22 protein-coding genes are annotated in these 22556 nt (G+C 72.1%); 9 read left to right on the top strand and 13 right to left on the bottom strand.

Annotated elements, in window-relative coordinates; translation table 11 throughout:
- Positions 1 to 58: 58 nt before the first annotated feature.
- Together OF850_RS19315 and OF850_RS19310 are read left to right on the top strand one after the other, a co-directional pair.
- Complete coding sequence (locus tag OF850_RS19315; protein WP_301591970.1) at positions 59 to 790, top strand: SapC family protein; 732 nt, start codon at positions 59 to 61, stop codon at positions 788 to 790.
- Between the two features lie 3 nt (positions 791 to 793).
- On the top strand, positions 794 to 1750 hold the full coding sequence (locus OF850_RS19310; RefSeq protein ID WP_301591969.1) for a Bug family tripartite tricarboxylate transporter substrate binding protein: 957 nt from the start codon (positions 794 to 796) through the stop codon (positions 1748 to 1750).
- A gap of 251 nt (positions 1751 to 2001) precedes the next feature.
- On the opposite strand, the gene OF850_RS19305 is transcribed toward OF850_RS19310, so the two are convergent.
- Entirely contained in the window at positions 2002 to 2967 is a 966-nt protein-coding gene (locus OF850_RS19305) for a Bug family tripartite tricarboxylate transporter substrate binding protein (RefSeq protein ID WP_301591968.1), read from the bottom strand.
- A gap of 20 nt (positions 2968 to 2987) precedes the next feature.
- Positions 2988 to 3848: an SDR family oxidoreductase gene (locus OF850_RS19300; protein ID WP_301591967.1), complete on the bottom strand. Its 861-nt coding sequence runs from the start codon at positions 3846 to 3848 to the stop codon at positions 2988 to 2990.
- A 186-nt stretch (positions 3849 to 4034) separates the two neighbouring features.
- Here OF850_RS19300 and OF850_RS19295 point away from each other — a divergent pair, with 186 nt between their 5' ends.
- The gene (locus OF850_RS19295) at positions 4035 to 5087 is read left to right on the top strand and encodes an alkene reductase (RefSeq protein ID WP_301591966.1); all 1053 of its coding nucleotides are present in this window, start codon (positions 4035 to 4037) and stop codon (positions 5085 to 5087) included.
- Here the strand turns inward: OF850_RS19295 and OF850_RS19290 are convergent.
- Positions 5066 to 5851, bottom strand: coding sequence for a class I SAM-dependent DNA methyltransferase (locus tag OF850_RS19290; RefSeq protein ID WP_301591965.1), 786 nt, complete (start codon positions 5849 to 5851; stop codon positions 5066 to 5068). The genes OF850_RS19295 and OF850_RS19290 overlap by 22 nt on opposite strands.
- 75 nt (positions 5852 to 5926) lie before the next feature.
- On the opposite strand from OF850_RS19290, the gene OF850_RS19285 reads away from it, so the two are divergent.
- A complete protein-coding gene (locus OF850_RS19285) occupies positions 5927 to 6436 on the top strand; it encodes a tripartite tricarboxylate transporter TctB family protein (protein ID WP_301591964.1) in 510 nt (169 codons plus the stop codon).
- A 4-nt stretch (positions 6437 to 6440) separates the two neighbouring features.
- Here the strand turns inward: OF850_RS19285 and lysM are convergent, their stop codons facing one another.
- Positions 6441 to 6911, bottom strand: coding sequence for a peptidoglycan-binding protein LysM (lysM, locus tag OF850_RS19280; protein WP_301591963.1), 471 nt, complete (start codon positions 6909 to 6911; stop codon positions 6441 to 6443).
- A gap of 38 nt (positions 6912 to 6949) precedes the next feature.
- On the opposite strand from lysM, the gene OF850_RS19275 reads away from it, so the two are divergent.
- On the top strand, positions 6950 to 8446 hold the full coding sequence (locus OF850_RS19275; RefSeq protein WP_301591962.1) for a tripartite tricarboxylate transporter permease: 1497 nt from the start codon (positions 6950 to 6952) through the stop codon (positions 8444 to 8446).
- Between the two features lie 10 nt (positions 8447 to 8456).
- Complete coding sequence (locus tag OF850_RS19270; RefSeq protein WP_301591961.1) at positions 8457 to 10118, top strand: stimulus-sensing domain-containing protein; 1662 nt, start codon at positions 8457 to 8459, stop codon at positions 10116 to 10118.
- Between the two features lie 73 nt (positions 10119 to 10191).
- On the opposite strand, the gene OF850_RS19265 is transcribed toward OF850_RS19270, so the two are convergent.
- From OF850_RS19265 to rsmI, 4 genes are read right to left on the bottom strand one after another with little or no spacing between them, the layout of a single operon-like run.
- Positions 10192 to 10851, bottom strand: coding sequence for an HAD family hydrolase (locus tag OF850_RS19265; protein ID WP_301591960.1), 660 nt, complete (start codon positions 10849 to 10851; stop codon positions 10192 to 10194).
- A gap of 37 nt (positions 10852 to 10888) precedes the next feature.
- Positions 10889 to 11425 (bottom strand): MOSC domain-containing protein, encoded by a 537-nt coding sequence (locus OF850_RS19260; protein ID WP_301591959.1) that lies wholly within the window; start codon positions 11423 to 11425, stop codon positions 10889 to 10891.
- The gene (locus tag OF850_RS19255; protein WP_301591958.1) at positions 11395 to 11700 is read right to left on the bottom strand and encodes a hypothetical protein; all 306 of its coding nucleotides are present in this window, start codon (positions 11698 to 11700) and stop codon (positions 11395 to 11397) included. The genes OF850_RS19260 and OF850_RS19255 overlap by 31 nt, the downstream gene beginning before the upstream one ends.
- Positions 11697 to 12575, bottom strand: a complete 879-nt coding sequence (rsmI, locus tag OF850_RS19250; protein WP_301591957.1) for a 16S rRNA (cytidine(1402)-2'-O)-methyltransferase — start codon at positions 12573 to 12575, stop codon at positions 11697 to 11699. Before rsmI ends, OF850_RS19255 begins: the two co-directional genes overlap by 4 nt.
- On the opposite strand from rsmI, the gene OF850_RS19245 reads away from it, so the two are divergent.
- The 3 genes from OF850_RS19245 (at position 12560) to OF850_RS19235 (ending at position 17550) form a co-directional block, all read left to right on the top strand.
- On the top strand, positions 12560 to 13708 hold the full coding sequence (locus OF850_RS19245; protein WP_301591956.1) for a penicillin-binding protein activator: 1149 nt from the start codon (positions 12560 to 12562) through the stop codon (positions 13706 to 13708). The genes rsmI and OF850_RS19245 overlap by 16 nt on opposite strands.
- A 47-nt stretch (positions 13709 to 13755) precedes the next feature.
- On the top strand, positions 13756 to 15042 hold the full coding sequence (locus OF850_RS19240; protein WP_301591955.1) for a sensor histidine kinase: 1287 nt from the start codon (positions 13756 to 13758) through the stop codon (positions 15040 to 15042).
- A gap of 192 nt (positions 15043 to 15234) precedes the next feature.
- Positions 15235 to 17550 carry a DUF2235 domain-containing protein gene (locus OF850_RS19235; protein ID WP_301591954.1) on the top strand — a complete coding sequence of 772 codons (2316 nt, stop codon included), beginning with the start codon at positions 15235 to 15237 and terminating at the stop codon, positions 17548 to 17550.
- 376 nt (positions 17551 to 17926) lie between these two features.
- Here OF850_RS19235 and OF850_RS19230 read toward each other — a convergent pair whose 3' ends face one another.
- From OF850_RS19230 to OF850_RS19210, 5 genes are all read right to left on the bottom strand, one after another.
- Positions 17927 to 18418, bottom strand: a complete 492-nt coding sequence (locus tag OF850_RS19230) for a PaaI family thioesterase (RefSeq protein WP_301591953.1) — start codon at positions 18416 to 18418, stop codon at positions 17927 to 17929.
- Entirely contained in the window at positions 18406 to 18858 is a 453-nt protein-coding gene (locus tag OF850_RS19225) for a cupin domain-containing protein (RefSeq protein WP_301591952.1), read from the bottom strand. Before OF850_RS19225 ends, OF850_RS19230 begins: the two co-directional genes overlap by 13 nt.
- Before the next feature lie 121 nt (positions 18859 to 18979).
- Positions 18980 to 20386 (bottom strand): coiled-coil domain-containing protein, encoded by a 1407-nt coding sequence (locus OF850_RS19220; protein WP_301591951.1) that lies wholly within the window; start codon positions 20384 to 20386, stop codon positions 18980 to 18982.
- The gene (locus OF850_RS19215) at positions 20380 to 21303 is read right to left on the bottom strand and encodes a DUF6384 family protein (RefSeq protein ID WP_301591950.1); all 924 of its coding nucleotides are present in this window, start codon (positions 21301 to 21303) and stop codon (positions 20380 to 20382) included. Before OF850_RS19215 ends, OF850_RS19220 begins: the two co-directional genes overlap by 7 nt.
- Positions 21293 to 22495, bottom strand: coding sequence for a hypothetical protein (locus OF850_RS19210; RefSeq protein WP_301591949.1), 1203 nt, complete (start codon positions 22493 to 22495; stop codon positions 21293 to 21295). Before OF850_RS19210 ends, OF850_RS19215 begins: the two co-directional genes overlap by 11 nt.
- Positions 22496 to 22556: the final 61 nt, after the last annotated feature.

The following is a 22556-nucleotide window of genomic DNA, read 5'->3' as shown; positions in this document are numbered from 1 at the left end:
TGTGCTCCCGCAAGGGAGGGCTATGGTCCCCGCGCCGAATTTCCGGCAGGAGTCCCCGATGCCAGACGCCGCCGCGCCGCCCGTGATCCGCCTGCCGCCGCTTTATTCGCGGATGGAGCCGCTGAACCCGGCCGCCCACGGCAAGCTGCGGCTGCGCGACGCCGGCCACCACTTTGCCTCCGAACTGGCGGCCGTGCCCGTGGCGCTGGAGGAGTTCGCCCACGCCGCGCGCCACATGGCGATCGTCTTCGCCTCCGACGTGCCGCACATGCCGGTCGCCGTGACGGGGCTGCGCGCCAACTCCAACCACTTCGTGCAGGACGGCAAGTGGCGGGAGGGCGGCTACGTCCCCTCCTATCTCCGCCGCTTCCCCTTCTTCCTCGTGCGCATGAACGAGCAGGGCGGCGACCTTGCCTTGTGCCTCGACCCCTCCGCGCCGCAGATCTCCGAAACCGAGGGCGAGCCCCTGTTCGACGCGAAGGGCGAGGCGACGGAAACCGCCCGCCGCGCCTTCGAGTTCAGCCGCGCCGTGGAGAACGCCTTCGTCCGCACGCGCGAGATGGCGGAGGGCCTCGCGAAGATGGGGCTGCTCGGCCCCTCCTCCATCGAGTTCATCGTGAACGGGCAGCAGCGGCGCATGGACGGGTTCCATGCCGTTCAGCGCGACGCGATGGCGAAGCTTTCCGCCAAGGACCTCGCCACCCTGCGCGACAGGGGATGGCTCGAGGCCATCTACGCCCACATCGTCTCCATGGGCGGAATCCCCGAACTGGCAAGCAAGGTGACCTGACCGATGATCCCGACGCGCCGCGCCCTGCTGGGCGCCTCCCTCGCGCTTCCCGCGCTTCCCGCCGCGGCGCAGACGCGGCTCAACACGCTGCACATGTTCATCCCCGCCGGCCCCGGCGGCGGCTGGGACGGGCTGGGCCGCGCCATCGAGCAGGTGGCGCGCGGCGCCAACATGGTCGGCACCATGCAGTTCGAGAACGTGGGCGGCGCGGGCGGCACGGTGGGGCTGCCGCGCTTCGTGTCGCAGCGGCGCGGGCGCGGCGACGCGCTGATGGTGGCGGGCTCCGTCATGGTGGGCGCGGTGCTGACCAACCGCGCGCCGGTCGGGCTGAAGGACGTGGTGCCCATCGCGCGCATGACGCAGGAAGTGGGCGTCGTCGTGGTGCCCGCCTCCTCCGACATCCAGGACATCGCGGGGCTGCTGGCGGCATTCCGCGCCAACCCGGGCGGCGTCGCGGTGGCAGGGGGCAGCGCGGGCGGCACGGACCACATCACCCTCGGCCTCATCCTCAAGGCGCTGGGCCGCAACGCGCGCGAGGCGAGCTATGTCGCCTTTGCCGGCGGCGGCCCGGCCCAGGCGGCGATCCTGGGCGCGCAGGTGCGCGCCGGCATTTCCGGCTATTCCGAGTTCGCCGAGCAGATCAAGGCCGGCCGGATGCGCGCCCTGGCCACCACGGGCGAGACGCGTTCCGACCCCGCCATTCCGACGCTGAAGGAAAGCGGGCTGGACGTGGTGACGGCGAATTGGCGCGGCGTCTTCGCCCCACCGGGCATCCGCCCCGAGGCGCGCGAGACGCTGACGCGCTTCATGACGGAGATCCACGCCCTGCCCGCCTGGCGCGACCTGCTGCAGACGCGCGGCTGGGACGACGCCTTCCTCGCGGGCGCGGATTTCGAGCGCTACCTCCAGGCCGACATCGCCGCGACGGAAACGGTGCTGAAGGAACTGGGCCTGGCGTGATTTTGGGACGCGCTTGAGGCGGAGCCTCAAGCGCCCCTCAGACGCCGGGCGCGCCGCATCCGCGGCGCTTGGCTCCGCCGCGCCCCGGGTGCGTGGGTTGGCCAGTCAGTCTGGCGGCGCCAGCCGCATTGCGGCCGGTGGTGGCACGGGTGCACTGGAATAGCGGCTGACTCGCCTTTCTGTGCTGCGCGGCCTGGAAGACCTGGCCTCTCCACGCCCCATGAAGGCTGCGGCACCGGTTTCGCAGGGAGCTACTCCAGGCTGATGCCGCGCCTTTGCACCACGCCGCTCCAGCGCTCGCGCTCCGCGCGCAGCATCGTCGCGATCGCCGCTGCGTCGCGCGGCGGTTGCACGACAAGGCCGAGCGAGTCGAAGCGCTGGCGGAACCCGGCGTCGCGCTGCGCCGCGGCCAGCGCCTCGCGCAGCCGCGCCTCCACCGGCGCGGGCAGCCCGGCGGGCGCCGCGACGCCGAACCAAGTCGAGGCCTCGTAGCCGGGGTAGCCGCTTTCCGCGAGGGTCGGCACCTCGGGCAGCACCGCCAGCCGCTCCCGCGTCGTCACCGCCAGCGCGCGCAGCTTATTGTCGCGGATGAAGGGCAGCGAGGTGAGCACCACGTCGAACATCACCTGCACGTCGCCCGACAGCAGCGCGGTCAGCGCCGGGGCGCTGCCCGGGTAGACGATGTTCTGCAGCTCCACCCCGGCCGAAAGCGCGTAAAGCTCCGCCGCGAGGTGGATGGGATTACCGATGCCCACCGAGGCCACGTTCATCGGGCGCTGCTTCGCCAGCGCGGTGAACTCGGCCACGTTGCGTGCCTGCACCTGCGGTCCCACCACCATCACCAGCGGCGTTTCCACCGTGACGGAAAGCAAGGACAGGTCCCGCTCTGCGTCATAGGGGATGCGGCGCATCACCAGCGGGTTCAGGATCATGCTGGCGCCCGAGGCCATCAGCAGCGTGTGCCCGTCCGGCGCCGCCTGCGCCACGGCCTGGGTGCCGATCACCGTGTTGCCGCCCGGCCGGTTCTCCACCACCACGGGCTGACCCAGCTCGCGCGACAGCAGCTCGGCGAGGGAGCGGCCAAGCTGGTCCGTCGTGCCGCCCGGCGCATAGGGCACGACGAGGCGCAGCGGGCGCGAGGGCCAGGATTGCGCCCGCGCCTCGGGCAGCAGGAGCGGCGTGGCCAGCAGGCCGAGCGCGGCGCGGCGTGTCGTCATGGGTCGTGTCCTTCCGGTGTTCAGTTCTTGTCAGCGGCGTCGCGGGCGCGGATGCGCTCGCGCGCCGCCTGCCATTCCGCGTCGCCCCAGCCCAGGTAGTTCGTGAAATAGGCGCCGTTCGCCAGCCAGTCGCCGCCATCCAGCGCCACGGTCTGGCCGTTGATCCAGCCCGTATCCGGCGCCAGCAGGAAGGCCGCGAGGTCGCCGATCTCCTCCAGCTTGCCCACGCGCCCCAGAGGGTTGCGCTGCGCCGGCTCGCTGTGCCGCGTGTCGCCGGGCCGCAGCCGCGACGACGCGCCTTCCGTCGGGATCACGCCGGGTGCGATGCCGTTCAGCCGGATGCCGTGCCGTCCCCATTCGACGGCCAGCGACTTGGTCATCGCCTCCACCCCCGCCTTGCTCATCGCCGAGGGCACGACGAAGGGCGAGCCGGTCCAGATCCAGGTGACGACGATGGACAGCACCGCACCGCCCGTCCCGTCGGCGATCCAGCGCTTCCCCACCTCCTGCGTCACGTGGAAGGTGCCGTGGAACACGATCTCGGCGATGGCTCGGAAGCCACGCCGCGACAGATCCTCCGTGCGGGAGATGAAGTTGCCCGCCGCGTTGTTGATCAGCCGCGTGAAGGGCCGCCCTTCCTCCCAGGCAGCGGCGACGGCGCGCTCCACCGCCTCGCCGTCGCGGATGTCCACGGCGCGGAACGAGACGCGCGGCGCGCCGCCCATGGCATCCGCCGCCTCCTTCAGCACGGCGTCGCGGCGGCCCCAGATCTCCACCTCCGCCCCCAGGGCGAGCAGGCGTTCCGCCATGGCGCGTCCTAGCCCGGTGCCGCCGCCCGTCACCAGCACGCGGTGCCCCGCGAAGAGGTCGTCCCGAAACATGATATATCCGCCTCCGTCCCCCGCGCAGGGTGACAGGATGGGCCGGGATGTCGAGAGGCGGCGCCCGATGGGACGCGGCGGGATCCTGCAAGCGGCGGATGGTGAATGCCCGTTATCACCCAGGCCGATTTCCCGCAGCCGGAGATGCTTCCTATCTCCGGTGGGAACCCGACAGGGAGATTCTCGATGACCAGCCTGTTCACCCCGATCCGTCTCGGCGCGCTCGACCTTCCCCACCGCGTCGTCATGGCGCCGATGACGCGCAACCGCTCGCCCGGCGGCGCGCCCAACGCGCTGAACGCCGAGTACTACGCGCAGCGCGCCTCGGCGGGCCTCATCATCACCGAGGGCACGACGCCCGACCCCTCGGGCCACGGCTACATCGACATTCCCGGCCTCTACGATGCGCGCACCCAGGAAGGCTGGCGCGGCGTGGCGAAGGCGGTGAAGGCGCGGGGAGGTCACATCTTCGTGCAGCTCATGCATGCCGGCCGAATTTCGCACCCCGACTTCTTGAATGGCGAGGCGCCCGTCGCGCCTTCCGCCGTGCAGGCGCCCGGCGAGATCTTCACCCATGAAGGCCCGAAGCCGCATGGCATGCCCCGCGCGCTGGAGGCGCAGGAGATCGAGGCTCTGGTCGGGTCCTTCGGCCGCGCGGCGACGCTGGCCGTGGAAGCCGGGATCGACGGCGTGGAGGTGCACGGCGCCAATGGCTACCTGCCGGCGCAGTTCCTGGCGCCCAACGTGAACCGGCGCGAGGATGAATGGGGCGGCACGATCGAGAAGCGCGCCCGCTTCCTGCTCGCCGCGACCGATGCCGCCATCGCGGCGGTGGGCGGCGATCGCGTCGGCGTGCGCCTCTCGCCCGGCGTCACCTTCAACGACATCCAGGACCCGGAGGCCGAGGCGACCCACGCCCATGTCATCGCCGAGCTGGCGAAGCGGCCCATCGCCTACCTCCACGTGGTCGATGCGCGCCCGGGCTGGGACGTGGCGGGGCAGGTGCGGCGGCTCTTCCCCGGCACGCTGATCCTCAATGGCGGCTACGACCGCGCGCGGGCGGAGGCCGACCTCGCCGCCGGCAAGGCGGAGATGATCTCCTTCGGCGCGCCCTTCATCGCCAACCCCGACCTGCCGGCGCGGCTGCGCGAGGGGGCGGCGCTGAACCAGCCGGACAAGTCCACCTTCTATGGCGGCGACGCGCGCGGCTACACCGACTACCCAGCGCTGGCTGCCTGACCCTCGCGGCGGGCGAGCCACACGGTCCGCCCGCCGCATTCCACGTCCTCCGCGCGGTGCGCCACCACCGCGAAGCCCGCCTCGCCCAGCCTGGACCGGTATTCGGCCGGGTCGAGGCTGGCGTGGAACAGCGCCTCCCCCTCGAAGCTCCCGATCGCCTCGCTGGCCTCCGGGCCGCTGGTGAACATCAGCGCGGCGCCCGGCGCGGCGTGATGCGCGAAGACGGGGAACATCGCGCGCTGGTCGGCGCGCGACAGGTGGAAGAAGCTGTCCCAGGCCAGGATGCCCTCGAAGCGCCGCCCCAGCGCGAGGCCGCGCATGTCCGCCCCGATCCAGTCGCCTTCGGGCAGGCGTTTCCGCGCCAGCGCCAGCAGGGCGGGCGAGGCATCCACCCCCGTCACGCGCCGCCCTGCTTCCAGGAGGAAGCGCGCCACCGGCTCCCCCATGCCGCAGCCGAGGTCGAGCACGGCACCGCCTGGCGGCACCAGGGCCAGGAAGCGGTCCAGCCAGGCGCGCTCGAACAGGGTGCGGCCGCGCAGCCGGTCGAAGGCGGCGGCGTGGCGCCGGTAGATGCCGGGAATGGCGGCCGCCGCCAGGGAGGCCCGTCCGGCCTCGGTCAGCACCGGCGCCCCGTCGGGCCCCGCGCGCACCAGCCCGGCTTCCGCCGCCCCTTCCCCGCCTTCCGCATTCCCGGCACCCCCCTCCGCAACCATCTGGAGGAAGCGGAGCAGGCGCCCGGACGGGGCGATGGGCTCGGAATCCATGGGGCTCGCTCCTCCCTGGTTGCGCGGCGGCGCGTTTGCGGCTTGAGATGCCGCTTCGAGGATGCGCGAGGCGTCATGCGTCAGGAACCCTCCCGAGCCGATCTGGGCGCCGGGCTGTTTGTCGTCGGCTTGGGGGTGCTCGCGCTCTGGCAGGCGGCGGTGATTCCCGTCTCGCCGCTCTATGCCCAGGTCGGGCCGAAGGCGATCCCCTTCCTGGTCGCGGGGGGGCTGCTCCTGCTCGGCGTGCTGCTCACCCTCTCCGCCTGGCGCGGCGGCTGGTCCCACCGCATCGAGGAGGTGCAGGAAGCCGGGCCACCCAACCTCCGCGCCCTGGGGCTGATGGGGGCGGGGTTGCTCGCCAACCTGGCGCTGATCGGCCCGCTGGGCTTTTCGGTCGCGGCCTCGGCGCAGTTCGTGCTGGTGGCGGCGGCCTTCGGGTCGCGCCGCCTGGGGCGCGACATCCTCATCGCCCTGCCGCTCTGCCTCGGCACCTGGTTCCTGTTCGTGCAGGCGCTGGGCGTGAACATCGGCGCGGGCGTGCTGGAGGAGGCGGTGCTGCGCCTCCTCGGCCAGGACGTGCCTTGACGTGTCAGTCCTTGGGGATGCGCAGCACCTGGCCGGGATAGATGCGGTCCGGATGCTCCAGCATCGGCCGGTTCGCCTCGAAGATCTTCATGTAGGCGTTGCCGTTGCCGAGATGCGACTTGGCGATGGCCGAGAGCGTGTCGCCCTTCTGCACGGTGTAGAAGACCGGCTCCGGCCCGGCCGCGCCTTCCGTGCGGTCGTCCACCTTGCCGATGCCGGCCACGTTGCCGACGGCGAGGACGAGCTTCTCGTGCTCCGCGGGGTCCATCCCCTTGGCGCCCTCGAGCACGACCGTGTCGCCTTCCACCTTCACCGTGACGCCGGCGGCATTGATGCCCAGCCGGTTCACCTCCTGCTGCAGCATGTCGGCCGAAGGCGCCGCGGGGGCGGGTTCCTTTTCCGCCTCGGCGGCGGTGGCGGTGGTGCCGAGGCCGAGACGGCGCCCGACGCCCTGGATGAAGCTGAAGAGTCCCATGCCGCCGGAACCCGGCGCCCCACCGAAAGTTGCCCCTGATGGATGCGATCGCCGGACTTTCTCTCGGCTTCTCCCAGGCCCTGACCTTGGCGAATCTGGGCTGGGCGATCCTGGGCTGCTTCCTCGGCACGGCGGTCGGGGTGCTGCCCGGCCTCGGCCCGGCGCTCACCATCGCGCTGCTGCTGCCCATCACCTTCCAGGTGAGCGCGACGGGCGCCTTCATCCTGTTCTGCGGCGTGTTCTACGGCGCGATGTATGGCGGCTCGACCACCTCCATCCTGCTGAACGCGCCGGGCGAGTCCGGCTCCATCATCACCGCGCTGGAAGGGGCGAAGATGGCGCGCTCCGGCCGCGCCGGACCGGCGCTCGCCACCTCGGCCATCGGCTCCTTCGTGGCGGGAGTGGTGGGGACGGCGGGCATCGCCTTCCTGGGGCCCGTCATCGTGGACCTCGCCCTGCGCCTCGGCCCGGCGGAGTACTTCGCGCTGATGGTGCTGTGCTTCGTCACCGTCTCCGCCGTGCTCGGCGGCTCGGCGCTGCGCGGACTCACCTCGCTCTTCTTCGGGCTGGCGCTGGGGCTGGTGGGCATCGACCTGCAGACTGGCCAGCCGCGCATGACTTTTGGCATCCCCGAATTGCTGGACGGGGTGAACGTGGTGCTGGTGGCCGTCGCCCTCTTCGCGGTGGGCGAGGCGCTGCACATGGCTTGGCGCCATCGCGGCGGCGAGCCCACCGTGCTGCCCGTGGGCCGCGTCATGCTGTCGCGCTCGGATTTCCGCCGCTCCCTCGGCCCCTGGCTGCGCGGCGCCGGGCTCGGCTTTCCCTTCGGCGTGCTGCCGGCCGGCGGCACCGAGATGCCGACCATGCTGAGCTACTACGCCGAGCGCCGCCTCGCCTCGCCGGAAGCCAAGAAGGAATTCGGCACCACGGGCGCGATTGAGGGCGTGGCGGGGCCGGAGGCGGCCAACAACGCCGCCGCCGCCGGGGTGCTGGTGCCCATGCTCACGCTCGGCCTGCCGACCAGCGCGACGGCGGCGATCATGCTCTCCGCCTTCCAGAGCTACGGCATCCAGCCGGGGCCGCTGCTGTTCCAGACCCAGGGCGAGCTGGTCTGGACGCTGATCGCCTCGCTCTTCATCGCCAACGTGATGCTGGTGGTGCTGAACCTGCCGCTGGTCGGCCTGTGGGTTCGCATCCTGAAGATTCCCCAACCCCAACTTTATGCCGGCATCCTGGTCTTCGCGACGGTCGGCACCTACGGCATCTCCAACTCCATCACGGATCTCGTGCTGCTCTACGTGATCGGCACCATCGGCATGTTCATGCGCCGGTACGACTTCCCGGTGGCGCCGGTGGTGATCGGCATGATCCTCGGCCCGATGGCGGAGCAGGCGCTGCGCCAGGCCCTCACCATCTCCCAGGGCGACTGGAGCGTCTTCCTGACGCGCCCCGTTTCGCTCGCGATCCTGCTCATCGCGGTGCTGGGTCTGGTGGGGCCGCGGCTCTGGGTGGCGTGGCGCGTGCGCCGGGGGTAACCCATCCGGCATGGCCGAGATCGCGCCCCTCCTGAAGCCGGACGCGGCGCTGCCCGTGCGGCGCCGCTTGGTTTCGCCGCTCTTGCGCCGCATCCTGCTGGTGAACGCGCTGCCGCCGGCCCTGCTGGCGGCCTCCTTGCTTTATCTCGACCAGTATCAGGACGGGCTGCTGGCGGCCGAGGTGGAGGCGATGCGCACCCAGGCGCGCATCTATGCCGGCGCCATCGCCGAGGCCGCGGTGCGCGTGCAGGATGACCGCGCGACGTTGGTGCCCGAGCAGGCGCGGCCGCTCCTGCGCCGCCTCGTCGAGCCATCCCCTGCCACCCAGGCGCGCATCTTCGACGCCGCCGGCCTCGTCATCGCGGATTCCCGGGTGCGCGAGGGGGCGGGCGGCACGGTGATCGCCGAGCCGCTTCCCGCCCCCGCCGTGCCGGGCGGCTGGGGCCAGCGCCTGTCCGTCCTGGCCGAGCAGGTTTCCGCCCTCGTCCCGCGCCCGCGCCGCGCTGATGTCACGCTGGACCGCTCACCGGCGGCGCAGAGCTTCGAGTGGCAGCCTGATCTGGGACCGGAGCGGCAGGCGGAACTGCGCCTCGCCCTGGAAGGCGGCGTGGTCCCCTATATCCGCCGCACGCCGGAAGGGCGGCTGCTGGTCAGCGTGGCGGAGCCGGCGCGGCGCGGCGGGCAGAATCTGGGCATCGTGCTGCTGACGCGCGAGGCGCGCGAGGTGGATGCGCGGCTGCTGGAAATCCGCGTCTCGGTGCTGGGGCTGTTCCTCCTCGCGCTGGTGCTGACCGTGGGCGTGTCGCTCTTCCTCACCCGCACCCTGGCGCGCCCCATCCTGCAACTGGCCGGCGCGGCGGCGGAGATGCGCCAGGGGCGTGGCCGCGGCGGCTCCGTGCCGCGTCACCTGCGCGCGCGCGACGACGAGATCGGCATCCTCGCCCGCGACCTCCAGGCCGCCGCGCGCGCGCTCTGGGCACGCATCGACGCCAACGAACGCTTTGCCGCCGACGTGGCGCACGAACTCAAGAACCCGCTCACCAGCGTGCGCTCTGCCATCGAGACGCTGCGCCGCGTGGAGGACCCGAATCAGCGCGCCCGCCTGCTGGCCATCATCGCCGAGGATGCGGTGCGGATGGACCGGCTGATCGGCGACATCAGCGACAGCTCCAAGGTGGATGCGGAGCTGTCGCGCGCCGTGGCGGAACCGGTGGAGCTGTCGCCCATGCTCTCCGTGCTGGTGGAGCTGCACAATGCGACGCGGCGCGAGAAGGACCCGGTGATCACGCTGGAAGTGCCGCCCCGCCTCACCGTGCTGGGGGTGGAGGACCGGCTGGTGCAGGTGTTCCGCAACCTGATGGGCAACGCCGTTTCCTTCTCGCCGGAGGAGGGCACGGTCTCCATCCGTGCCCGCGCGGCGGGGGCGGAGGTGGAGGTGGTGGTGGAGGACGAGGGTCCCGGCATTCCCGAGGCCAAGCTGGACGGCATCTTCGACCGCTTCTACTCCGAGCGCCCGCGCGGCGAGCGCTTCGGCCAGCATTCCGGCCTGGGCCTCTCCATCTCCAAGCAGATCATCGAGGGACTGCGCGGCCGCATCACCGCCGAGAACCGCCGCGGCGCCGAGGGGCAGGTGCTGGGCGCGCGCTTCACCCTGCGGCTGCCGAAGGCGTAAGCGCGGCTGGAACGAGTTCCAGCTCCGGCGGGAGCGCATGGGATGGCCGCGCGAATGGGCGACAGGATTCGTCTCAGGCCTGCTCGAAATGGCGCAGAACATCCAGGAGGCTGGGCCATACCGCCGCGCACAGCGCCTCGATCTCGGCCGTCGGCGGCAGCAGATCGGGGATCATCACCGTCGCCATTCCCGCGGCTGCGGCGGCCCGGACGCCATTATGCGAATCCTCCAGCGCCAGGCACTGGCACGGACGCGCGCCCATCGCAGCCGCCACAGCCAGAAAGGTCTCGGGATGCGGCTTGCCATTGCGAACGTCGCTGCGTGTGACCAGCGCGCCAAAGAATGGGAGGAGGCCGGCCCGCGCGAGCCGGGGCACGGCCCGATCCCGGCTGGTGGAGGTCGCGACGCCCATCGGGATGCGCTTCGCCTGCAAGTGGCGCAGGAGTTCCATCGCTCCGGGCCGGAGCGGCACGCCATCCTTGCACAGCGCATCGAAATCATGGGCGCAGGCCGCGTGATAGGCATCGAGGTCGAAGGCATCGCCGAAAGAGCCGCGCAGCAGCGCGTCGCCCGTCTCCTTGGGCGTTCCGATCAGGCTGAGGTGAAGCTGATCCGGCATCGCGCAGCCCTGTTTCGCGCACGCTGCGGCGATCGCCTTTCGGTACAGTTTCTCCGTGTCGAGAAGCAGCCCATCCATGTCGAAGATCACGGCGTCGGTCGGATGCGGAATCACGCGCCGTCCCCGGTGCGGGCCGTGAAGCACGGCACCGTCATGGCCCGGCCACGGCTTCCACGACATCCCCCACGCGCACCACGCCGCCCTCGATGATCCGCGCCGTGATGCCGCCCTGGCCGCGCGTGGCGTTGTAGCCCCCCGGCCCCAGCACCTCCTCCATGCGCGAGCACGGGTGGCACTCGCCGGAATGCTCCAGCAGCGCCGCGCCGATGCGGAAGCGCCTCCCCTTCAGCGCCAACAGGTTCACGCCTTCCACCAGCAGGTTGCGGCGCAGTGCTTCCGGCGGGATGGCATCGCGCGCAAGAAAGGAGGCGATGGCCTCCAGGTGCTCGCGCGCCAGGATCGTCACCTGCCGGTTCGCCTTGCCGGTGCCACGATACCGGTCGCCCTCCACGCCGTGCCCCGCCACTAGCCGCGCCTCGGAGACGGGCAGGACCGGCGCGCGGCGCTCGGGGCGCAGCCCGATCCACAGCAGCCTTCCCGGCGCGATCGGCCCTTCCAGCAGCCGCGCCAGCGACGAGCCGGGCGGGAAGCCGCCGCTCACAGGAAGCGCCCCGGATCGGCGACCCAATCCTCGCCTTCCCAGAACATCCATTGCCGGGTGACGCGCGCCGCGCACCACAGCCAGGCCAGCACCAGGATCGGCCACAGTCCGGACACCGCGCCGCCCACCAGCCCCAGCACGCCGACCCAGAAGGTGCGGACGGCATAGGCGTGCTGCGTCGCCCAGAAGGTGCCGCGCGCCGGGCCCCACCAATGCGCCAGCACGCCGGCGGCGAACCAGGGCAGGATCAACGCCAGCCCGGCGGCGAAGAGCAGGTTCATCCACAGGACGCGCCGCCTCACTCCTCGGCCTTCCCGATCTCCAGCGCGCGGGCATAGACCTGCTTGCGCGGCATTCCCGTCGCGGCTGCGACATGCGCGGCTGCATCGCGCAGGGACAGCGTCTCCAGGGCGCGGCGCAGCAGCGCGTCCAGCGCCTCCTCGGCCGGGGCGTCGGGCGGCGGGGCGGGGCCCACCACGAGCACCACCTCGCCACGCGGCGCCCCGGCCGCGTAGTGCGACGCGAGTTCGGCGAGGGTGCCGCGTCGCACCTCCTCGAAGCGCTTGGTCAGCTCGCGCGCCAGCGCGGCCGGGCGATCGGGACCCAGCGCGTCGCGCAGCGCGGCCAGCGCCTCTGCCGCGCGATGCGGCGCCTCGTAGAACAGCAAGGTGGCAGACAGCCCCGCAGCCTCGGCGGCGCGCAGCCGCGCCAGCTCCGCCTTGCGCGGGCCGCCGCGAACGGGCAGGAAGCCGAGGAACAGGAAGGGATGCGGCGGCAGGCCGGACAAGGTCAGCGCCATCACCGCCGCGTTGGGCCCGGGCACGCCGGTCACCGCCACCCCGGCCGCGATGGCGGCGCGCACCAGCCGGAAGCCAGGGTCGCTCATCAGCGGCGTGCCGGCGTCGCTCACCAGGGCCAGCTTCTCGCCGGCCAGCATGCGCTTGACGAGCGGCGCGGCCTCCGCTTCCTCGTTGTGGTCGTGCAGCGCGGCGAGGCGCGTGGCAACGCCGTGCCGCGCCAGCAGTTTCGCCGTCACCCGTGTATCCTCGCAGAGCACGGTGTCGGCCCCGCGCAGCGCCTGGAGCGCGCGGGCCGAAATGTCGTCCAGGTTGCCGATCGGCGTGGCCACCAGGGTCAGGCCGCCGGAAGGGGGGAGAGGTGATGCCGCGTCGTCCATGGGCTCTGCTGCCGGGGGCCCTGTTCCTGCTCCTGATCGGCTGCGCCCCGCAAGCCCCGCAGGGCTTTCCCGGTTACGCCCCCGCGCCTGGCTGGGGCCCGCCCCCCATGGCCGGCCCCGTCCCGATGGAGGCGCCGCGGACCCGCGTCGCGCTGCTGCTGCCGCTGTCCGGCGGCAACGCCCCGCTCGGCCAGGCGATGCAGAACGCCGCCACCCTCGCCCTGTTCGAGAGCGGCGACCCCAGCCTCGAACTCGTGCCGCGTGACACGCGCTCCAGCGCGTCGGGCGCCTCGGAGGCGGCGCGGCGCGCCATGGCGGAGGGCGCGCAGGCCATCGCCGGGCCGCTCACCCTGGGCGAGACGGCCGCCGTGTCCGGCGTGGTGCGCGGCAGCCCCGTGCCGGTCTTCGCCTTCACCGCGGACGAGGCCCAGGCCGGGCCGCAGGTCTGGGTGATGGGCATCACGCCGACGCAGCAGGCGCGGCGCATGGTGTCCGCCGCGGCCCAGGCCGGGGCGCGCCGCTTCGCCCTGCTGGCGCCGGAGGACGCCTTCGGCCAGCGCCTCGCCTCCGCCATGCGCGGCGCCCTATCCGAGCTGGGCCTGCCGCCGCCCACCGTGCAGTTCACGGCGCCGCGCGGCGGCGACATGGCGGGGCCGGTCGAAAACCTCGCCGCCGCGCAGCCGGATGCGATCCTCCTGGGCGGGGGCGGCGCCTTTGCCCGGCAGGCGGGGCCGGCCATCGCCACCGCCTTCGGGCCGAACCGGCCGCGCCTGCTCGGCACAGTCCTTTGGGCGAACGAGGCCGGGCTGGGCAGCGAGCCGAGCCTGGCGGGGGCGTGGTTCCCCGGCGCCGACCCGCAGGGGCGCGGGCGCTTCGACGGGCACTACGCCGCCGCATTCGGCGGCCCGCCGCCGCGCCTTGCTGGCACGGCCTATGACGGGGCGGCGCTGGCGGCGCGGGCGGTACGCGAGGGCACCGCGCCGGTGGGCATGACCTTCCTGGGCGCGGACGGACCGATGCAGATCCTGCCCGGCGGGGTGGTGTCGCGTGGCCTGGCCGTCTTCGCCCTGCGGCCCGGCGGCGACCCGGTCGTAGTGCAGCCGGCCCCGGCCCCCGGCGGGGCGGGAAGCTGAGGCGCCGCACCGCCCTCCTCGCCACGCTGCTGCTCGCCGCCACCCCGGTGGCGGTGCTGATCGCCCTGCTGGGCGCGGGGGCAGTTTCCCCCGGCCCCGGCTTGGCCGCGCTGTTGGCGGTGCTGGCGGGGGCGGGGGCGATGGGGGTGGTCTGGGCCGTCGCCTCGGCCCGACTGGTCGCGGCGTTGCGCGCCGCCGCGGCGGAAGGCCCGCGCGGCGCCCCGGTCCCCCTGCCCGCCCTGCCCGGCCTCGGCGCCGTGGAGGAGGAGCTGTCCCGCCTCGCCCGCGCCACGGAGGCGCGCGCCGCCCTGGTGGGGCGGCTGCGCGCGGGGGGCGAGGCGGTGGTGGAATCCCTGCCCGACCCGCTGCTGGTGCTGGATGCGCGGCTGGCCCCCATCCGCCTCAACCGCGCCGCCCGCCTGGCCTTCGGCGACGGGGCGCGCGGGCGGCTGGGCGCGCTGCTGCGCCACCCGGCCCTGGCGGCGGCGCTGGACCGCGCCCTGGCGGGGGCGGGGCCGCAGCTCGTGGAGGTGGCGCTGCCCGGCGCCGCGCATCGCGAATACGCCGCCCAGGCCCTGGCGATGGACCCGCCCCTGGACGATGGCGGCCGCGTGCTGCTCGTGCTGGGCGACCGTTCCGGCGCCCGCGCCCTGGACCGGATGCGCGCCGATTTCGTCACCAATGCCAGCCACGAGCTGCGCACGCCGCTCGCCAGCATGATGGGCTTCGTGGAAACGCTGCGCGGCCCCGCCGCCGACGATCCTGAGGCGCAGCAGCGCTTCCTCGCCATCATGGCGGAGCAGGGCGAGCGAATGCGCCGCCTGATCGACGACCTGCTCGGCCTTTCGCGGGTGGAGGCGACGGAGCACCTGCCCCCCTGCGGCGAGGCGCCGCTCTCCCCCCTCCTGCGCGGCGAGGCGGCGGCGATGGAGCCGCTCTTCGCCCAGCGCGGCGTGCGCCTCGTGCTCGACCTGCCGGAGGAATCGCTCACCGCTGCCCCGGCCGATGCCGACCAGCTGGCGCAGGTGGCGCGCAACCTGCTGGACAACGCCCTGCGCCACGCGGCGGAGGAGGTGCGCCTCGAGGCCTTCCGCGACGGGGCGCGCGTCGGCTTCGCGGTGCGCGACGACGGGCCGGGCATCGCGCGCGAGCACCTGCCCCGCCTGACCGAGCGCTTCTTCCGCGTGGACAAGGGCCGCGCCCGCGCCCAGGGCAACACCGGGCTCGGCCTCGCCATCGTGAAGCACATCATCCAGCGCCACCGGGGGCAGCTTTCGATCGAAAGCGAACCGGGGGTGGGTGCGACCTTTCGGGTGATGCTGCCGGGGGGCTAGGCATTTCATGCCGGGCGGAAGCGCTTGGTGGCTCGACAGACATGCATGAACGACAATCTGGACCCGTTCTGCCGCATCCCGATGCGGTGGAAGGAAGGCCCAGGGACGGGCCGCCGGAAAAATCCCGTGCATCGCGCACGCACCACGATCATGGTTTCCTTCGCATAAAAAACCGGGCGAGGAGGGCGTGGCGTGGCGAAGAACATCGTCCTGCTGTCGGATGGCACGGGCAACAGTTCGGCAAGCCTTTGGAAGACCAATGTGCGGCGCTTCTACGACGCGCTGGACCTCGCGGATCCGAAGAAGCCGGAGATTCCGCGCCAGTTCGTTTTCTACGATGACGGGGTGGGCAGCACCGGCTTTCGTCCCTTCGCCGCCCTGGCTGGCGCCTTCGGCTTCGGCCTCGCTCGCAACATCCGCGAACTTTACGCCTTCCTTTGCCGGACCTATGAGCCGGGGGACCAGATCTACGGACTGGGCTTCAGTCGCGGCGCCTTCACCATCCGTGCTGTCGCGGGGATCATCAGCCGCCAGGGACTGCTGCCCTATGACGGCAGCGAGGAAAGCCTGACCCGGCGCGTCGCCGCCCTTTATCGGCGCGATCGCCGGAAACGCTACGAGGATAGCTGGTCCATCGCAGGGTGGTTCTGGTGGCTGCGCAATCGGCTCGCCAAGGCGTTTCGGCCCGGCCGCCCCGGGGAGTCGGATGCCGCGCAACCTGCGGGCAAGGAGGTGCGGATCCGCTTCATCGGTGTGTGGGACACCGTGGACGCTTACGGGTCGCCTTTCGAGGAACTGACCCATTTCATCGACCGCTATATCTTCCCCTTCACCTTCAAGGACGCGGACCTAAGCAAGAAGGTGGATTGCGCCCGACAGGCCTTGTCCCTGGACGAGGAGCGCCAGACCTTCCACCCGCGCCTGTGGAACGAGGCGGACGAGGAGGATCCCGAGCGCATCCGGCAGGTATGGTTCGCGGGCGTGCATGCCGACGTGGGCGGCGGATATCCGGACGGCAGCCTGTCCTACGTGCCGTTGCTGTGGATGATCGAGGCCGCAAAGAAGGCGGGGCTGCGCTTCAGCCCCGCCATCCTTGCCGAGCAACGAGCGCTGGCCGACGCGAACGGCCCCATTCACGACCCCCGCCGCTCCGTGGGTGGCTATTACCGCTATAGGCCGCGCGATGTGCGGGCGCTGTCGAAACAGGATCGCGGGGACAGGCCGATTCCGGGACGTCCTCTGGTGCGGATCGACCGTCCGCGCATTCATGGAAGCGTGTTCCGGCGGATGAAGGACGGGCATGACGGCTACGCGCCGCTCGGCCTCCCCGCCTGCTTCGAGGTGGAGGGGGAGGTGCCCACGCCGCCTGGGGAGGAGCCTCCCATCGCTGGGCAACAGGACTTGGCCCCGGAGTTCGAAGCGCGGAAGAGGCACGCCTGGAACCTGGTCTCGTTACGGCGCGCCGCCTACTACGTCGCCCTTTTCGGCTCGCTTGGCCTCGTCCTCGCGCCGCTTCTCCTGGAAGCGGGAGGCTGTTCCTCGTTCAACTGCTTCCTGGCGCAACCGATCCTCCTGCTCGGGGCCTTGCTGCCCGACTTCGCTTCCCCCTCGATCGCCGCGCTCTCATCGAACCCCAACTACGCCCTGACCTGCCTGTTCCTGATCGGGGCCGGCGTCTGGATGGGAAGCCTGCTCAAGACGCGCATCGCGGACGAGATGCGGCGGGTCTGCTACGGGCTGCTTCCCCGGCTCCGTCCGAACGCGGTGAAGGAGCCGCACGGCGGTGCCGCGCCGGCCGCAGCCGTGCCGGGATGGCTCGGCCGGATCGTCGGGAGGCTGCGTGAAAGCGCACGCCTTCAGGCATTCAGCCGCTTCATGAGCTGGAAGGTCATGCCGGTCGTGACTTCGCTGGGGGCGCTCCTTCTCGTCCTTGTGGTGATGAACGCTTTCCTCCTCGACATTCTCGAGGCGCGGGGCGACGTCTGCAGGGATGCCAATGCCAGCCACATCCCGGTGAACGGCGTTGCCATCCGGCACATCGACACACGTGAGCCGTGCCAGCCCCTGGCCGTGCTGCTCGACGGCGGAGCGACCTACCGCATCCGCGTCACATTGCTCGGCGGGGATGACGCAGGAGCGGGAAGGGCGTGGCGGGATGGGAGCCTCGCCGCTTCGCCGCGCGGGCTCGAAGCGCTGAGTTTGTCGGACCGTTTCCTCATGGGTGTCGCCTCCCCCCTGCGTCGCCACCTGGGCGAACCCTGGTTCAGGCTTATGGCGCGCGTTGGCGAGAAGGGGATCGAGCACTATGGGCCGGACTGGCGGCTTCTTCCGGAAGCTTCCGCCGCTGCAACCTACGAGGCGGAGCTGACGCCATGGCAGACCGGTCCGCTCTTCCTCTACGTCAACGACGCGATGCCCGTCTTTTTCTGGCGCGGCTTCTATTCGAACAACAAGGGAGCAGCCATGGTGCAGGTGGAAGAGCTGCACCGCCGGACCACGCCGCGCTGAGCCACATGACTTTGAGCCGGTTCCGGCTCGGCTGGAACGACCTCCGGCGTCGCGTTGCCGAGCGGCGGCGCCGGCGGGGCAAAGATCAGCCTCATCGCATCCCAATCGGGAACGATGGCTTCCAGCTGCAAGCCACCGCCGATGCACTGCATCCCGTCGAAACCCACGCGGTTGATCGTGGTGCCGCCCGGCGGGACGTCGAGTAGGCCGGTGAGGGGCGCGGCGCTGGCCGAGCCACCCAGCATCCCGAGTCCACAAGCGGCCATGCAGCCAGGCAACGGATCACCCCGCCTCCCTCTCGAAGGAGGCGGGGTGGCAAGTCCGCAACGAGGCGTGTCAAGAAAATCGACGATCGGGACTGCGCCGGGACGTCCGCTCAGCCCCCGACCGGCACGCCTTCCAGGGCGTGGCTGCCGGAGCGGTAGCGGTGGGTCGAGCCACCGAAGGCCACCACCTGCCCCGCATCGTCCAGCACCTGCCCCTGCGCGAAGAACACCGCCCGACCGGCGGTGACCAGTCGCCCTTCGGCCCGCAGCACCCCGCCGATCCGGCCCGGCGCGGTGAAGCGCGCATCCAGGTCGAGGGTGACGGCGGAGCGGCGCCGCCCCGGCACCGGGCAGAACAGCCCGGCAAAGGCGTTCACCTGGTCCAGCATGGCGAGCATCACCCCGCCATGGACGATCCCGCCGCGGTTGCCGTGCTGCGGACCCGGGCGGCAGACCAGGCGCGCGAAGCCGTCGCGCCATTCCTCCAGCTCGATGCCGAGCAGGTCGTGGAAGGGCGAGGCGGCCTGGGTGAGGAGATGCGATTCCATCCCCTCCGGGTGCCGCGCGCCGGCCGTGCTGGCAAGCGGGGTCAGTCCACCCATTCCGGCTCGGCGACGGCGTCGAGCTCGGGCAGGTTCACCACCACCTCCTCCGTGTCCGAGCGGACCAGGGCGCAATGCAGTTCCTCCGTGGCGGAGGCGTTGATCTCCTGATGCGGCACGTAGGGCGGCACCAGAAAGAAATCCCCCGCCTTGGCCTCGGTGATGAACTCCAGCCGGTCGCCCCAGCGCATGTGCGCCGTGCCGCTGATGATGTAGATCACGCTTTCCAGCGCGCCGTGATGATGCGCGCCTGTGCGTGAATTGGGGCGGATCCGGTTCGTCCCGGCCCAAAGCGAGGTGGAGCCGGTGCGCGAGCCGCTGATCGCCACCTCCCGGTTCATGCCCAGGGTTTCCGGCGTGTCGTTGCTCTTTTCCGCGCCCCTGACGCGGCGAATCCCCTTGTTCCGCCAATCCGCCTTGCGCACGTCGCCATCCGGCATGGTTCGTCCTCCTGTCGCCCGGCAGAGCGCCAAGCTTTCAGATTCAACGTAGGAACCATGTTCTTCCGCGTCAAATGGGCGCTTAATCAACGATTGAATTTGGTGATTAAGGCGGGGCAGGTCAGAAGGAGCCGCCGGTCCGGAACCCTCCGCCGCCGATGGTGCCACCCGTCCGGAAGCCGCCTCCACCGAAGCCGCCCCCCCGGCCCCAGGGCCCTCCGCCGCCCCAGGGGCCGCCCCCGCCGCCTGGAATGCGGTGCTGCTCCATCCGGTCCCAGAACCCGCCACGGCTCAGCGCCCCGGTCAGCACCTGCCCCAGAAGCAGCCCGAGCAGCGCCCCGTTGCCGAGGCTCCAATGGTCCTGGCCGTAGCCGCGCTGGCGCACCTCCTGCCGCAGCGCCAGGAGCTGCTCCACGTGCTCGCGCGCGGTTTGCGCCTCCAGCCGCCGCATCGCGATCTGGCGCTCCAGCTCCGCCCGTTCCTGCCGCAGCGGGATCATCTGCACCACCAGCGCGTCGTCCTCCGGCGTCGGGGTGCGTTCCGCCGCCTCGCGCAGCCCGCGTAGGCTTTCCGCCGACAGTGCCTGGGCCAGCAGGGCGGAGGCTTCCTGCGTCGCCGAGTCCTCCCCGGCGGCGAGGGCGGCGCGGCGGTGCTCCACCTCCGCCAGCGCGGCATGGGCCGCTTCCAGCGCGTCCTCCGCCTGCTCCAGCGCGGCGCGCAGCGCGGCGGCTTCCGCTTCCTCCGGCACGTTCGCGGCATGGCGGCGCTCATGCGCGAGGAGGGCGGCTTCGGTCGCCTCGGCCTCCTCCTCCATGCGGCGAGCATGCTCCGCCAAGCGCTCGGGCAATTCGTCGAGCAGAGCGAAGGCGCGCCGTGCCGGCTCGAAACGGGCCACGCGCGCGACGAACCCGTCCAGCATCCGCGTGAAAGGCCCGGCGCGGTAGCGCGCGGTGCCGTAGCCGCGCTCCCACAGATAGCGGAACAGCGGATCGGCGAGATAGGGCGCGCCCTTGGCGGCGCGGTCCTCGCGCGCGAAGCCCGCCTTCTGCGCGGCATGGCCGGCGATGCGCGCCGCTTCCGCCGCGCGGTCGCGGATCCGGTTCCATTCGGGGTCGGCGGCCAGCCGCGCGCGGGCCTCCTCCATCGCCGCCTCGATCCGGGCTTCCACCGCCCGCAGCCGCTCCGCCGCCGCATCGCGCTCGCGCGTGCGCTCCTCCATCACGACGCGGCGGGATTCCGCCTCCCCCTCCGCCGCCTCGGCGGCGCGTCCGCGCTCCTCCAGCAGCGCGCGGACGCGGCGCTCGGCATCGCCGAGGCGATGGAGGTCGGCATCCCCACCCTCGCCCAGCGCGGCGAGGCGCATCCGCGCCAGGTCGCGCACCGCGCGCGCATCGGCGGCGCGAAGCGTGTCCAGCCGGGCGGTGATGCGGTCCGCCTCGGCCTGCGCCGCCGCAGCCTCGCGCTCGGCGCGCCGGAGGCGCTCGTCGAAGCGTTGCAGGAGCTGGCGTCCGTCGAGTGTCGCTACCATTGCAGGATCGCTCCGCCCGTCGTGTTGATGCTCCATTCCGGCGCCAGCGTGCCGGCGCGCTTGCGCCCCACGACCGGGTCGCCGATCACGCCGTCCTGCAGCTTGTCGCGCCGCACGCGCTCGAACTCCTCGGCCGTGACGCGCAGGCCCCAGCGGCTGGTGACGACGCGGCGTCCATCCTCCTCCGAGGTCACGGGGATCTCCACCGGCCGCCCGTCGCGCCCCACCGCCTCCACGATCAGGTAGAAGTTGCGCGCGCGCGGATTGGCCTGCGGCACGCGCCACACGCCGGAAGGCTCGCCGGGGCGGGACACGATGCGCACCGTGTAGTCGCGCGTCAGCGTCGCCTGCACCTCGCGCAGCCGCGCCAGACGGTCGCGCGCATCCTCCAGCGCGCCGGCCTGCGCCGCGGCCTGCCCCTCGGCCGCCAGCCGGTCCGCCTCGCCCAGCGCCTCGGCATTGCCGGCGGCGGCGATGCGTTCCCGCTCGGCGCGCAGCGCCTCGGGAATGCCGGTGGAAAGCTCGATGCGCTGCGCCGCCTCGCGCCGCTCGGCCGGAAGCTGGAGGCCGAAATACCACCCCCCGCCCAGCAGGAGGACGGCCCCGAGCGCCAGGAGCAGCTTGCGCCCCCATGTGGCGCGCGTGACCCAGAGCATGGCGACGCTGCGCGCGAAGGAGGGCGGCGTGGGCTGATAGGCGAAGCGCTGCTCCTCCAGCGTGGCGACGCCCTGCTCCAGGATGCGGTCGGGCACCTCGATGCCCTGGGTGGCGTAAATCTCGCGCAGCCGGTCCTTCAGCCGGCTGCGCCGCTCCTCGCCGCGGAGTTCGCGCTCGACCAGCCGGTCGGCGTGGCGGAGCGTATCCACCACGTCCATCGCCAGCATGGTCTCGTCGAGGGCCGGGGCGTCAGGCGGCATTGGCGGGAAGCGCCGTTCCCTCCCGCGCCAGTCGGGCCAGGCGCCGCTTCGCCTCCTCGACGGAGCGGCTGATCTCCTGGCTGTTCTCCGTCGCGGAGCGGCGCATCTCCTCGATGATCTCGCGCGAGCGCTCCTGGTAGGCGACCACGGAGTCCACGAGGCGCTTCACCGCCTCCGCCCGGATGGTCGGGCCATAGCCGGCGCGCAGCGCCTCCTCCTGCACCTTGCCGCCGATCTCGGCCAGCACCTCCAGGCTCTGGTTCACGCCGGACTTCATGCCCTCCAGGGTGCGCGTGCTCTCGTGCAGCCCGTGCAGCCCGGTGAAGGTGGCGGTGAGCGCGGTCAGCACCGCCTCGTTGGTGGAGAAGAAGGCGACGGATTGCTGCCACACACGCTCCTTGGCGCTGGTGGTCTGCACCAGCCGCGCCATGATCACCTCGGAGGTGTTGTAGGAAACGGTGAGGTTGTCCGACAGGTCCTTGGCGACCTGGTACACGCCCTCCTCGGCCTGGAGCTTCCGCAGCGCCTCGTCCCGCGCCAGTTCCAGCCGGGCGCGCTCGGGCGGTGCGGCCTCGCTGGCGGCCTCGACCTGCTGGGAAGCCTGGTCCATCGCCTCGCGCGCCGTGCGCAAACGCGCCTCGGCCTTCTGCAGCACCTCATAGGCCATCACCTCGGCCTCTTTCAGCGCGCCGCGGAAGTCGCGATAGGCTTCGAGGATGGCGTGCTCGCGGTCCACCTGGTCCTTGGTGTCGCGCGTCACTTCCATGTAGGTGCGGCGGATCGTGTCGAAGCGGCCGGCGATGTCGCCGCGCGTCACCTTCTGCCAGATGTTGGACAGGCGCTCCATGGTCGAGATACGGCCGTCCTCCACCTGCTTCACCATCTCCCGCGCATCGTCGCGGATGGAGTTGAAGGCGTTGGTGATGGTCTCGTAGCGGCTGCCGATCTCCACGCCGCGCACCTGCTCGCGCACCATCTCATTGAAATGCGTCGCCTGGACCAGCACGCGCGCGATCAGGGCCACGCGGTCGGGGTCGAGGTCGCTCACCTTCTGCAGCAGGCCGGTGATCGGGTTCTGCTCCGCCATGCCGGGCTCCGGCAGGGGCAGGCCCATGTCGCGCAGCGCCATCATCGCCTTGTCGAGATAGCGCATGGGCTGCCCGACGCTGGTTCCGCTCGTTTCGTTCGCCATGGCCTGTCTCGCCCTCTGTCTCGCCGCGCGCCGTTCCGGCCGCGACGCTGAAAAGACCCCG

The sequence above is a fragment of the Sabulicella glaciei genome, assembly GCF_026183895.1.
Lineage (GTDB): Bacteria > Pseudomonadota > Alphaproteobacteria > Acetobacterales > Acetobacteraceae > Roseococcus > Roseococcus glaciei.
This window is presented reverse-complemented; position numbering and strand designations above follow the sequence as displayed.

Excerpts from the sequence above, each read along its gene's own strand:
- OF850_RS19315 (WP_301591970.1), top strand. The coding sequence starts at position 59 with ATGCCAGACGCCGCCGCGCCGCCCGTGATCCGCCTGCCGCCGCTTTAT.
- OF850_RS19310 (WP_301591969.1), top strand. The coding sequence starts at position 794 with ATGATCCCGACGCGCCGCGCCCTGCTGGGCGCCTCCCTCGCGCTTCCC.
- OF850_RS19305 (WP_301591968.1), bottom strand. The coding sequence starts at position 2,967 with ATGACGACACGCCGCGCCGCGCTCGGCCTGCTGGCCACGCCGCTCCTG.
- OF850_RS19300 (WP_301591967.1), bottom strand. The coding sequence starts at position 3,848 with ATGTTTCGGGACGACCTCTTCGCGGGGCACCGCGTGCTGGTGACGGGC.
- OF850_RS19295 (WP_301591966.1), top strand. The coding sequence starts at position 4,035 with ATGACCAGCCTGTTCACCCCGATCCGTCTCGGCGCGCTCGACCTTCCC.
- OF850_RS19290 (WP_301591965.1), bottom strand. The coding sequence starts at position 5,851 with ATGGATTCCGAGCCCATCGCCCCGTCCGGGCGCCTGCTCCGCTTCCTC.
- OF850_RS19285 (WP_301591964.1), top strand. The coding sequence starts at position 5,927 with ATGCGTCAGGAACCCTCCCGAGCCGATCTGGGCGCCGGGCTGTTTGTC.
- lysM (WP_301591963.1), bottom strand. The coding sequence starts at position 6,911 with ATGGGACTCTTCAGCTTCATCCAGGGCGTCGGGCGCCGTCTCGGCCTC.
- OF850_RS19275 (WP_301591962.1), top strand. The coding sequence starts at position 6,950 with ATGGATGCGATCGCCGGACTTTCTCTCGGCTTCTCCCAGGCCCTGACC.
- OF850_RS19270 (WP_301591961.1), top strand. The coding sequence starts at position 8,457 with ATGGCCGAGATCGCGCCCCTCCTGAAGCCGGACGCGGCGCTGCCCGTG.
- OF850_RS19245 (WP_301591956.1), top strand. The coding sequence starts at position 12,560 with ATGCCGCGTCGTCCATGGGCTCTGCTGCCGGGGGCCCTGTTCCTGCTC.
- rsmI (WP_301591957.1), bottom strand. The coding sequence starts at position 12,575 with ATGGACGACGCGGCATCACCTCTCCCCCCTTCCGGCGGCCTGACCCTG.
- OF850_RS19230 (WP_301591953.1), bottom strand. The coding sequence starts at position 18,418 with ATGGGTGGACTGACCCCGCTTGCCAGCACGGCCGGCGCGCGGCACCCG.
- OF850_RS19225 (WP_301591952.1), bottom strand. The coding sequence starts at position 18,858 with ATGCCGGATGGCGACGTGCGCAAGGCGGATTGGCGGAACAAGGGGATT.
- OF850_RS19220 (WP_301591951.1), bottom strand. The coding sequence starts at position 20,386 with ATGGTAGCGACACTCGACGGACGCCAGCTCCTGCAACGCTTCGACGAG.
- OF850_RS19215 (WP_301591950.1), bottom strand. The coding sequence starts at position 21,303 with ATGCCGCCTGACGCCCCGGCCCTCGACGAGACCATGCTGGCGATGGAC.
- OF850_RS19210 (WP_301591949.1), bottom strand. The coding sequence starts at position 22,495 with ATGGCGAACGAAACGAGCGGAACCAGCGTCGGGCAGCCCATGCGCTAT.